The sequence below is a fragment of the Flavobacterium sp. genome, from assembly GCF_034111225.1.
In the GTDB taxonomy this organism is placed as follows: Bacteria; Bacteroidota; Bacteroidia; order Flavobacteriales; family Flavobacteriaceae; genus Flavobacterium.
Window position 1 is genome coordinate 32,146 of sequence record NZ_JAWUXR010000009.1, and the last position, 12,180, is coordinate 44,325.

Sequence of the window (12,180 nt, forward strand, 5' to 3'; positions counted from 1 at the left end):
CGTAAAAAATCGTAATTTTATTTAAAGTACTAAACTATTAAATGCTATTGTACCAATTAAATAGGTTAAAAAAAGTAACTCATGTATTTAAAATTAAACTACATGTGGTTGTTTATGCTTTGTTGTTGTTTTTATCCTTTAATTCTACTCTTGCACAAGGATATATTTCTGATGAATTAACGATAAAAAGTTTAAACGAAGAGATTGAACAAGCAAAATCACTTATTGAAGCAAAATCAGATGATTCATATCAAAATGGAGTTGATCTATTTTTAAAGATTGAGAAAAAAATAATTTCCACAAAAGACACACTTTTTTTATTAGATTTTTATAAAACAAAAATTGATGTTTATTTAGCAAATTACGATTTTGATAATGCATTAATTTATGCTAATAAAGGTTTTAAACTTTTAGAAATACACAAAGATAACAGGCAACTCGGTTTCTTTTATGAGATATTAGGGGTAATTAATTATTCTCAAGAGAAAGAAAAGGAGCGAGACGAAGCTTTTATAAAGGCTGAAGAATTGTTAAGTAAGTATGCAAAACCAGAAGAAAATATAGATATTAATTTTAATTTGGCAGTTATTTCTAAGGAAAATAAAGACTGGAATAAAACATTACAATACTCTAACAGAGCTTTGTTTTTTATTGAGAATACTAAAAAAAGCGAGGTTAGAAAAAAATATCTTTATACGTTTTTAGCTGAAGCTTATTTAAAGCTTGGTCAATTAGATAAAGCTGATGAATTCTTAAAAGAACTAGAAACAGATAAAAATTTACTTGATAACAAATTGCTATTGGTTGCCTCTTATTATAGTTTAAGGGCGCAGTTTTATGAAAAAAAGAAAAATTTTAAAGAAGCTACTAGTTTTTATAATAAATCAAATGATGCATATGCAAAACTCTCTTTTGAAAAAACTAAAGAAATTAGATCATCATTGAAATTAAAAGGTAATTTGCAGTTAAAGGACATTGAAAATCAAACAATTAAAAAAGAAATAGAGCTTAATAAACAAAACAATAAATATAAAAATTTCATTCTTTTCTTAAGTAGTATTATTATTTTTATTTTAATGATACTTGCTTTTTTTCAGTATAAAACATCAAAATTTAAAGCAAAGATGAACTTGCTGTTGCAGAAAAAAAATGCACAATTAGTAGATGTTAATTCAAACATAAACAAAGCTTTAAACGCCAAAAAGAAATTTTTAGATGCAATAACACATGAATTAAGAACTCCATTAAACTCCATTAAAGGAATTTCTTACTTAATGAAAGACACCATTTCAGAAAAAGAGCAGAAAAAGTATGTTGAGACATTAAGCTTTTCTTCAGATTATTTATTAAGTTTAATAAATAATATTATTGAGTATAATATTATGGATAAATCAAATAAAAATAAGCTTAAGAATGAACCAACTGAAATAAAAATATTATTAAAAAACATTTATAATTCCTTTAAAATTAAAGAGGAGAATAATAATAGAATTTATTTAAAAATAGATGAAAATATTCCCAATGTTGTTTTAATGGACGCTTTTAGAATTACCCAAATTTTAATTAATTTGATAAGTAATTCATTAAAATTCACTAAAGATGGAGATGTGTTTCTTAAGGTGTTTTTGGAAGATATAACCAATAGCAAAGTAGCTATTAATTTCGAAGTTAAAGATACAGGTATAGGAATTGATACAAATGAATTTAATAAAATATTTGACCCATTTTACCAAGTTTCTAAAGGCGATTTTGAAGGAAGTGGACTGGGTTTGTCAATTGTGGCTAAAACACTTGATTTGTTAAAAAGCAAGCCAGTTGTTACTTCAGAAATAGGTAAAGGCACTTCTATTTCATTTAGTCTTTCTTTAGATGTTTACCAACCAAGAATGAAGATTAATAAAGGGACTAAAGAGTTAATTTCAACAAGTAAAATTAAAATACTATTAGTTGAAGACAATAAGGTGAACCAACTTATAACAAGAAAAATACTTACTAATCAGGGATTTGAATGTGATATAGCAAATGATGGATTTGAAGCAGTAAAATTAGTAGAAACAATAGACTATTCATTAATATTAATGGATATTATGATGCCAGTAATGGATGGATTTGAAGCTTCGGAAAAAATTAAGGAAATAAAGCCTTATATTCCTATAATAGCTTTAACAGCAATGTATGAAGCAGTAAATAGGAAAAAGTTTGAAGATGCTAAAATTATAAGGGTTTTAACAAAGCCAGTTAGCGTAGAGGTATTGTGTGATGCAATTTATGACAACATTATTTTAGATGCTTAAAACCATTTAAAATCGCACCTTTTTTCGTATATTTGCCATCCTCAAAAAACATAATAATTAATAAAAATTAGAATGAATAAAAATACAGTTTTAGCTTGGGCTACATTCATAATGATAATTATGGGAATAATTTTAATTGGATTAGCAATTTATAGATATGCAGATGTTGCAGGTTGGGGCTTTGGTGCAGTAGGAATTGGTTTTTTTGCTAATGCATGGGTTTTCAATGCATTAAAAGGAAGAGTTTAGTTCAATTTACAAAATAAAGATTTTAAGAAAATCAAACAATAAATAAAAAATGTCAGACGATAAAAAAGTAATATTTTCAATGTCTAAAGTAAATAAAATTTACTCTAGCACAAATAAACAAGTTTTAAAAGATATCTATTTAAGTTTCTTCTATGGAGCTAAAATTGGTATTTTAGGTTTAAATGGTTCAGGAAAATCATCATTATTAAAAATCATTGCTGGTTTAGATAAAAACTACCAAGGAGACGTTGTTTTTGCTCCAAACTATACTGTAGGTTATTTAGAACAAGAACCTCAATTAGACGAAACAAAAACGGTTATTGAAATTGTAAGAGAAGGTGCTGCAGAAATTTATGCTCTTTTAGACGAATTCAATAAGATAAATGACAGCTTTGGATTGCCAGAAGTTTATGAAGATGCAGATAAAATGCAAAAACTAATGGATCGCCAAGCAGAATTACAAGATAAAATTGATGTTGCTGGTGCTTGGGAGATAGATACTAAATTAGAGATTGCAATGGACGCATTAAGAACTCCTGAAGCAGACACTCCAATAAACATACTTTCTGGTGGTGAAAAACGTAGAGTTGCATTATGTAGATTGCTTTTACAACAACCAGACGTTTTATTACTAGATGAGCCAACCAATCACTTGGATGCTGAATCGGTACTTTGGTTAGAGCAACATTTACAACAGTATGCAGGAACTGTAATTGCAGTAACGCATGATAGATATTTCTTAGATAATGTAGCAGGTTGGATTTTAGAGTTAGATAGAGGTCATGGTATTCCTTGGAAAGGAAACTATTCTTCTTGGTTAGACCAAAAATCAAAACGTATGGAGCAAGAAGAAAAATCGGCTTCTAAACACAGAAAAACATTAGAACGTGAGTTGGATTGGGTTCGTCAAGGAGCTAAAGGACGACAAACGAAACAAAAAGCACGTCTTCAAAACTATGATAAGCTTTTAAATGAAGATCAAAAAGCTTTAGACGAAAAATTAGAAATTTATATTCCTAATGGACCTCGTTTAGGAACTAATGTTATTGAAGCTAAAAATGTTGCGAAAGCTTTTGGTGATAAATTGTTATATGACGATTTGAACTTCACATTACCACAAGCAGGTATAGTTGGAATTATTGGACCTAATGGTGCTGGTAAATCTACTATATTCAGAATGATAATGGGAGAACAAGAAGCAGATAGCGGAACTTTTTCAATTGGGGAAACCGTTAAAATTGCATATGTAGATCAAACACATTCAAATATAGATTCAGAAAAATCAATTTATGAAAATTTCTGTGATGGTCAAGAATTAATGATGATGGGTGGAAGACAAGTAAATTCTCGTGCCTATTTATCTCGTTTTAACTTTGGTGGAAGTGATCAAAATAAAAAAGTATCAACTTTGTCTGGTGGAGAACGTAACAGACTTCATTTAGCAATGACTCTAAAAGAAGAAGGAAATGTGCTTTTATTAGATGAACCAACAAATGATTTAGATATTAATACTCTTAGAGCTTTAGAAGAAGGTTTAGAGAACTTTGCTGGTTGTGCAGTTATTATTTCGCATGATAGATGGTTTTTAGATAGAGTTTGTACTCATATCTTAGCTTTTGAAGGAGATTCTCAAGTGTATTGTTTTGAAGGAAGTTTCTCAGATTATGAAGAAAATAAGAGAAAACGATTAGGTAAGGATGTTACTCCAACCCGAATTAAATATAAAAAATTAATTAGAAATTAATATCACAAAAAAAATCCTGATTATATCAGGATTTTTTTTATTTTTAAATTTCTCAAACTACTATTTGACTTTGAGATTAAATAATGATAAAAATTAGAGTATTAGTATTACTATTTTTAACCTCAATAATCTCAGGAAATGTTTTTTCTCAAGAAAAAGAATTTTCTGAAAAAGATATTAAAGTATGGTTATCAAATTCAGGGAAGCACTTTCTAAATTTAGAAAGCGATAAGTCATTGCAATTTGCTAATAAAGCTTTAGAGTATTCAATTAAACTAAATGAAAATGAATTAGCTGCTAAATCTTACAACCTTATTGGATTAAATTTTGCTGATTTTTCAGATAAAAAAAAAGCAATTGAATATTATAAAAAAGGTTTAGATTATGCTAATAAAACGTCTAATGACACTATAAAATGTTGGTTGTCAAATAATATTGCTAATTTATATAGTTACAATAAAATTGACTTTAAGGAAAGTATTAAGTATTATAAAATAGGACTCAAATACTCAATTAAGCTCAAAGATGACTACGAAATCACCTTTACTAAATTAAATATGGTAACAGCCTATTTTTCAATGGGCGATTATCAAAATGGAATAGTTTATTTAAATGAAGCTAAAAAATATGTTGATACAAAAGGAGATGTTGAAGCTAAAATAACTTTAAATGCTCTTTATGCGGATTATTATAATCAATTGAATCAAGATGAAAAAGCAGAGTATTATTATTTAAAATCGTTAGAATACTGTTTTCAAAATGAAGTTGAATTCATCAATTCTCATGTTTCAAATACGTATAAGGATATTTCTAATTTTTACTTTAAAAAGAAAGATTTTGTAAAAGCTTATGATTTTCTTAGAAAACATGATTCTCTTCAAGACCTTATCTATAATGATGAAAGAACAAAAGAAGTTGGTTTAGCTAGTCAAGATATAGAAAAGAATGAATCAAAAAGAAAAATTGAACAAATTGAGGCAGAAAAAGTAATACAAGATGAAAGGATTTTTCAAACTAAAGTTGTAATTTTCTTATTCTTTATCATTTTTACTATTCTTTTTATATTATTATTTTCATTAATCAAAAATAATAAAAGAAGATTAAATTCAAATTTAAAACTACAACTTGCTAATGAAGAGTTAGTTATTGCGAAAGAAAAGGCTGAAGAAGCTTCAAACATTAAAACCCAATTTATTTCTAATATTAGTCATGAACTTAGAACTCCTTTATATGGTGTTATTGGTATAACTGATATTATTGAAGAAGAACATAAAGAATTAAGAGGCAGTCAACATTTAAAATCACTTAAATTTTCAGCAAAATACTTATTAGCCTTAGTAAACGATATTTTAAAAGTTTATAAAATTGAAGAACAAAAAATTGTTCTCGAAAGTGTTTTATTTAATTTAGAAGATGAACTAGAAACCATTATAGATTCATTGCGAATTATTGCAATCTCAAACAACAATAAAATGGTTTTTGAAATTGATAAAAGTATACCCGAATTTCTATATGGCGATAAAATTAGACTCTCTCAAATACTTATAAACTTACTGAGTAATTCGTTGAAGTTTACCAATAATGGAACCGTTAAAGTAATCGCGAAAGCTGAAGATATAAATGGTAGTAACCTTAAACTTGTTTTAAAAGTGATTGATGATGGAATAGGAATTCCTGTTGAATATCAAGAAGCTGTTTTTGATAAATTTGTTCAAATTGAGAGAAGGGAAGATGATTATCAAGGAACAGGATTAGGCTTAACTATTGTTAAAAAGTTAGTTAATTTATTTCAAGGCTCAGTAAAATTAGAAAGTGAAGAAGGATTTGGAACTACCTTTATAGTTGAATTACCTTTTGAATCGGGAGTAGATAAATTAATTGAAACGATTAATTCAACCGAAGTAGACTTATCTGATTATTCTAATTATAGAATTTTAATAGTTGAAGACAACAAAATAAACCAAGTTGTTACAAAACGTTTATTAGAAAACCATAAATTCATATGTACAATAGTTGATGATGGTTTTAAAGCAATTGATGTGTTAAAGCACGAAGAATTTGATGCTATACTTATGGATATAAACATGCCAAAAATTAATGGTTTTGAAACTACAAAAATCATTAGGAGCAATGGTATCAGAATTCCTATTATTGCCGTTACTGCATTTGACAGGCAGGAAATTGAAGAAAAAATGATTGAGGCTGATATAAATGATGTTATTGTAAAACCATTTGAGCCAGCAAAATTATTTCAAATGATTTACAAACTTATCAATGAAAAAACTCTTTAAATAATTCCAAGTATAAAAAAGAATGAAAATACAATTAATAGAAAAGCAACAAACTTTTGTAAAGAATCAATTGTAACTTTTTTAACTAATTTATTCCCAAAATATGCTCCAAAAAAAGCAGCAATTGTTGCAGCGATTACAAGCGAATAATTTAAAATGTCCTTTTGCTCAATAATCGTTTCTGCATAAACACTTAGTCTTGAAATGTCAATTACACAAGCAATTACAACTCCTGTTGCAATAAACGCTTCTTTAGAAAGCTTTGCTCTAATTAAGAAAGCACTTCTCAAAGCTCCTTGATGTCCAGACAAACCTCCAAAATAACCGCTTAAAACACCTCCAAAAGGCAAATATTTTTGATCAAATTGTAAGTTTTTCAATTTTGGTATTATATCTAGTAGCGCAAAGAATATTAGCAATAATCCTATAACAACTTTTAAAGGCTCAATATAAAATTGTTTGTCAAATAAAGTATAATCAAAAAGAGGAGCAAGGCCTGTTAAATACTTTAAAGTATAAGCGCCTAGAAAAGCAAAAAGAATTGCAGGAACTCCAAAAGCAACAATAACCTTGTAGTTTGCATGTTTACCTAATAAAGCCAATTTAAATAAATTATTCAAAAAATGGACAATTGCAGTTAAAGTTATTGCTATTTCTACAGGAAAAAAGAGTGCGAAAACAGGAAGAAGAATGGTTCCAAGTCCAAAACCAGAGAATAGAGTTAATCCAGAAGCTAAAAGCGAAACAATACAAATGATGATATAATCCATGATATAAAATAAAAATGTCAAAGGTAATTCAATTGATATATTGAAACCAATTCGAAATTATGATTAACAATTTAATAAACTAATACCAGCGTTTTTTGTTTTTCTTAGAAGCTTCTGATTTTCTAGAATTATCCTTTTTCTTTTTATTTCTTAAATCGGGTTTTGCATCTACTTTTGCACTTTCATTATTCCAAGGATAAGGATGATCTTTTATTTCTTTAACCTTCATTCTAATCAATCGTTCAATTTCTGTTAAATATACTCTTTCGTCTTTTCCACAAAAAGTAAGTGCAATACCAGAATTTCCTGCTCTACCAGTTCTTCCTATTCTATGAACATAGGTTTCAGAAATATTAGGTAAGTCAAAATTAATTACATAAGGTAAATTTTCAATATCAATTCCTCTTGCTGCAATATCAGTAGCTACCAAAATTGAAATTTCTTGATTTTTAAATTCTTCTAACACACTTTGTCTCGAAGTTTGAGTTTTGTCTCCATGAATTGCTGCACAAGTAACGCCTTGTTTTGTTAAGGCTTTAACAACATTATCAGCACCATGTTTTGTTCTAGTAAAGACAAGAGCGTTTTTGATACCATCGTTTTTAATAATATGATATAATAGTTTTCTTTTATCTTCTTTTTCAACAAAATATACTTTTTGAGTTATATTATCTGCAGTACTCGAAACAGGATCTACTATAATATATTTTGGTTTAGTTAAAAAGGCATCTGCAAGTTCTCTTACAGCAATTGGCATTGTTGCAGAAAACATTAATGTTTGTCTGTTTTCGGGAGTTAATTTAATTATTTTTTTAACATCGTTAATAAAACCCATATCAAGCATTTGATCAGCTTCATCAAGTACTAAATGATGCAAATGGTTTAAATCAATAAAACCTTGCTTGTGTAAGTCTAATAATCTTCCTGGAGTAGCAATTAATACATCAATACCTTTTTTTAATTGGTCAACTTGTGGATTTTGACTAACACCACCATAAATAACCATCGATTTAATGTTGGTATATTTACCATAATCATTAAAACTATCAGAAATTTGATGTGCCAATTCTCTAGTTGGAGTTATTACTAAGGTTCTTATCTTTTTAGCTTTTTTAGCCGAACCAACGATTTTATGAATGTAATTAATAATTGGAATAGCAAAAGCACCTGTTTTTCCTGTCCCTGTTTGTGCGCAAGCCACTAAATCCTGACCTTTTAAAACTTCTGGAATAGCTTGTTCTTGTATTGAAGTAGGAGCAGCATAGCCTAAATCATTTAAAGCTTCTTGTATTGGGTTTATTAAGTGTAATTCTTTAAAAGTCATTATTTTTTTTTTTTTGTAAAGTAATGAAAGTTAGTGATTTATATTAACTTTTCATATTTGTAAATTTTATTTTTTAGCGGTCAAATATGTATCGTTTTCAATTATTGGTGTTTTTATTCAAAAAACTTCATGTTAATTACGATTTCATAAAATCAGTTATCATATAAGCAATCAATTTACCAGTTAGTTGATTGTTGTTGCTTTCGTCTAAAGTAGGAGCTCCTTCGCAAATATGTATGTATGAAGCATTTTTATTTGACGCAAAATGATGTATGAATTGTCGTGCTTGTTGTACACTAAATCCGCTTAATGTCATAGCACTTGTATGAATTCCTGGTATTGCATCTAAATCCATTTCAATTCCAAAGGGGTCATTTTTAATAAACTGTAAGGCTTCGTTTAATTGATCATAGAATGTTTTTTCTTTACGAATCTCAATTTCTTCATAAGTAGTAAATTTCACCCTCGCGGCAATTGATTTAATTGTACTTTGAACTCCTTTAGAAATATAACTTTCATGTAAACCAAAAATGAAATATTTTTTTAAAAACCCTTCTTCATATGCGTAACTAAATCCGTTTCCAGAATGTCTTCCTTCTAAGATTCTAAAATCGGTATGAGGATCAAAGTTTACAGCATTAACTGGTTTCCCTTTAGCAAGCGCTAGACCTTTTATATTTCCGTAAGCATTATTATGTCCGCCACCTATAATTATTGGTTTTTTACCCGCTTTTATTATTTGATGAATTGTATGAGATACTTCTTTATCTATTTTTTCAACTAAACTAAATAATTGTTTCCTGTCATCTTTGTTAGATGAATCTAAATTTTGGGCTAATGCCATTTCATTTTCAACATCTAATTCTCCAAGGATTATTAGATTGCTTCCTTTGCAAAATTTATTATGTTGAATATTAACTAAACTTTTTAAAGTTGATTCAAATGCAGTTGAAGTTCCAGCTCTTCCTCTATTAGCTCTAACGCCAATATCCTCAGGAATGCCTAATAAAACGTAATTAGCTGATGATTCTTTAATGAAATTAAATACATCAACATCTGGTGGAATAAGCTGTATTTTTTCACCAAATTTTATTTCGCCGCTTCTATGTTGAGTGATTTTTGCAAGCTCTTTTGCCGACAGTAATTTTATGTTTTCCATTGATTAAAAAATTGCAATCAAAAATACTATTTTAAAATAACTTTAATTCAAAATGGGAAAAATAGTTTTTTATTGTATTTTTGTTATTAATTTAACCAAATATCTATATTTTTAAATGGAAAACAAGCAAAACAATTCAGGATTAAAAGCTGCAGTAGTAGTTTTAGGTTTATTATTATTAGGAAGCGGAGCTTATATTTATAAGATGACATCTGACAATAAGGAAACAGTTACAACTTTAACTTCTGAAAAGGAAACATTAGTAAATGATTTAAAAGCAAAAATCGCTGCATATGATACTTTAATTGCTGATGACAATGCTCTTAAGGCTGATTTTGAAGCGCAAAAAGAAGAAATGGAAAAGCTTTTGGTTGCTATCGAAAAATCAAAAGGAGATGCAGCTGCAATGAGAAAGTATAAAGATCAGTATTTCCGTTTAAAGAGAGATATGGATAATTTAGTTGCTGAAAATAAATTATTAAAAGAGCAAAATGTAGTTTTAACATCTAGTCTAGATAGTACTAAAATTGTTTTAACTGATGCTAAAAAATTCAATGACACTTTAGTTTCTCAGAATGATAATTTGACTAAAACAGTTGAAAAAGGTTCAAAACTTTCAGTTTTAAACTTAAATGTATTGGCTGTAAAAGAAAGAAGTTCTGGAAAACAAATTGAAACTGATAAAGCAAGTAGAGCGGATAAATTAAAAATTAGTTTTTTAATTGCTGAAAACCAAATTGCTAAATCAGGAGATAGAACTTACTATGTTCAAATTATTGATGCAAAAAATAATATTCTAGGAGATAAAGAAACTATTCCAATGGGAGATAAATCTTTAACTTATACTTTTATTACTAAAGTGAAATTTGAAAACAAAACAGTACAAGTAAAACAAGAAGTTGCAGGAAAAGACTTTCAACCGGGTTCTTACTTTGTGAATGTGTTTAACGCAACAGGGGAAATGGTTTCTAAAACTAGTTTTTCTTTGAGATAATATTTCATAAAAGAGCATAAAAAAAGAGCGACAATTGTCGCTCTTTTTTTATGATATAAACTCACCATTTATCATAACTCTATCAATTAAATTACTGCCAAACTCATATGGCAATTGATAATAAGTTGTTATAGGTTTTGTTAATATAATATTAGCTTTTTTGCCTCTGGTAATACTTCCATGCGTTTCAGAAATTCCCATTGCATAAGCGCCATTTATTGTTGCAGCATTTATAGCTTCTTCTGGAGTCATTTTCATTTTTATACAGGCTGTTGCTACTACAAAATTCATATTTCCAGATGGAGTAGTGCCAGGGTTGTAATCGGTAGCTAAAGCAATTGGTAAGCCTGCATTGATCATTTTTCTCGCTGGAGTATAAGGAATGCTAATAAAATACGAACAGCTAGGTAAAGCAACAGGCATTGTGTTGCTGTTTTTTAAAACTTCAATATCTTCATCGGTAACAATTTCTAAATGATCTACACTTAAAGCACCATTTTTAACACATGCTTTAATTCCTTCAATTGCAGTAAATTGATTGACATGAATTTTTGGAATTAAACCATATTTTTTACCAGCTTCCATAATTTTTATAGTTTCTGCAACCGAAAAGTAACCTGTTTCTAAAAATGCATCAATATAATCGGCAAGATTTTCTTCCGCAATTTTAGGCAACATTTCATTAATGATTAAATCGATATATGCAGCATGATTCTCTTTATATTCAGTAGGGAATGCATGAGCTCCAAGAAAAGTAGCTTTAATTGGTAAAGCATAGTTCTCCTTTAAACGTTTAATTACACGAAGCATTTTTAATTCTCCTTCAACTGTTAATCCATAACCCGATTTAATTTCTACTGCACCAGTTCCTTGTTTTATTATTTCTTCTAAACGAATTTTAGACTGTTCGTAAATTTCATCTTCAGTAGTTTCATTTAAGTTTCTTGCCGAATTTAAAATTCCGCCACCTCTATTAAATATTTCTTCATAAGTTAAGCCATTGATTCGATCTACAAACTCTTGAATTCTATTTCCTGCGTATACAATATGAGTATGACTGTCTACCCATGTTGGCAAAATAACTTTTCCAGTGACATCTATAGTCGTAGCGTTATCAACTTCAGGGCATGATTTCATTGAACCAAAATCAATTATTGTATCATTTTCAATTAATAAGAATGCTTCTTTAATTATTGGCAACGTAGCCATTTCTTTTCCAGAAACTTTATCGATTGAGATTTCTCTAACTTGAAGTAATTCTTTTATGTTGATGAATAATGTTTTCATTTTCTAAAAATATTTTGGTAAAAATAAGGTCCATTTTTAAAAACTCCTATCTTTATAGTAAATTTTAC

At 28.3% G+C, this 12,180-nt stretch carries 9 protein-coding genes; 5 read left to right on the top strand and 4 right to left on the bottom strand.

Annotation, left to right across the window (positions count from 1 at the left end; genetic code table 11):
• Positions 1-41 precede the first annotated feature (41 nt).
• From UXY25_RS04840 to UXY25_RS04855, 4 genes are all read left to right on the top strand, one after another.
• Positions 42-2,294, top strand: a complete 2,253-nt coding sequence (locus tag UXY25_RS04840) for a response regulator (protein WP_320814872.1) — start codon at positions 42-44, stop codon at positions 2,292-2,294.
• Between the two features lie 72 nt (positions 2,295-2,366).
• On the top strand, positions 2,367-2,543 hold the full coding sequence (locus UXY25_RS04845; protein WP_320814873.1) for a CAL67264 family membrane protein: 177 nt from the start codon (positions 2,367-2,369) through the stop codon (positions 2,541-2,543).
• A 49-nt stretch (positions 2,544-2,592) separates the two neighbouring features.
• A complete protein-coding gene (gene ettA / locus UXY25_RS04850; RefSeq protein WP_320814874.1) occupies positions 2,593-4,287 on the top strand; it encodes an energy-dependent translational throttle protein EttA in 1,695 nt (564 codons plus the stop codon).
• A gap of 83 nt (positions 4,288-4,370) precedes the next feature.
• Positions 4,371-6,578, top strand: coding sequence for an ATP-binding protein (locus tag UXY25_RS04855; protein WP_320814875.1), 2,208 nt, complete (start codon positions 4,371-4,373; stop codon positions 6,576-6,578).
• Here UXY25_RS04855 and UXY25_RS04860 read toward each other — a convergent pair.
• The 3 genes from UXY25_RS04860 to UXY25_RS04870 form a co-directional block, all read right to left on the bottom strand.
• On the bottom strand, positions 6,575-7,348 hold the full coding sequence (locus UXY25_RS04860; RefSeq protein ID WP_320814876.1) for a sulfite exporter TauE/SafE family protein: 774 nt from the start codon (positions 7,346-7,348) through the stop codon (positions 6,575-6,577). The genes UXY25_RS04855 and UXY25_RS04860 overlap by 4 nt on opposite strands.
• Before the next feature lie 79 nt (positions 7,349-7,427).
• Positions 7,428-8,672: a DEAD/DEAH box helicase gene (locus UXY25_RS04865; protein WP_320814877.1), complete on the bottom strand. Its 1,245-nt coding sequence runs from the start codon at positions 8,670-8,672 to the stop codon at positions 7,428-7,430.
• A 136-nt stretch (positions 8,673-8,808) separates the two neighbouring features.
• Entirely contained in the window at positions 8,809-9,831 is a 1,023-nt protein-coding gene (locus UXY25_RS04870) for a formimidoylglutamase (protein ID WP_320814878.1), read from the bottom strand.
• A gap of 115 nt (positions 9,832-9,946) precedes the next feature.
• Between UXY25_RS04870 and UXY25_RS04875 the strand changes: the two genes are divergently transcribed.
• The gene (locus UXY25_RS04875; protein ID WP_320814879.1) at positions 9,947-10,825 is read left to right on the top strand and encodes a hypothetical protein; all 879 of its coding nucleotides are present in this window, start codon (positions 9,947-9,949) and stop codon (positions 10,823-10,825) included.
• Between the two features lie 48 nt (positions 10,826-10,873).
• Here the strand turns inward: UXY25_RS04875 and hutI are convergent, their stop codons facing one another.
• Positions 10,874-12,112, bottom strand: a complete 1,239-nt coding sequence (gene hutI / locus UXY25_RS04880) for an imidazolonepropionase (protein ID WP_320814880.1) — start codon at positions 12,110-12,112, stop codon at positions 10,874-10,876.
• Positions 12,113-12,180 lie beyond the last annotated feature (68 nt).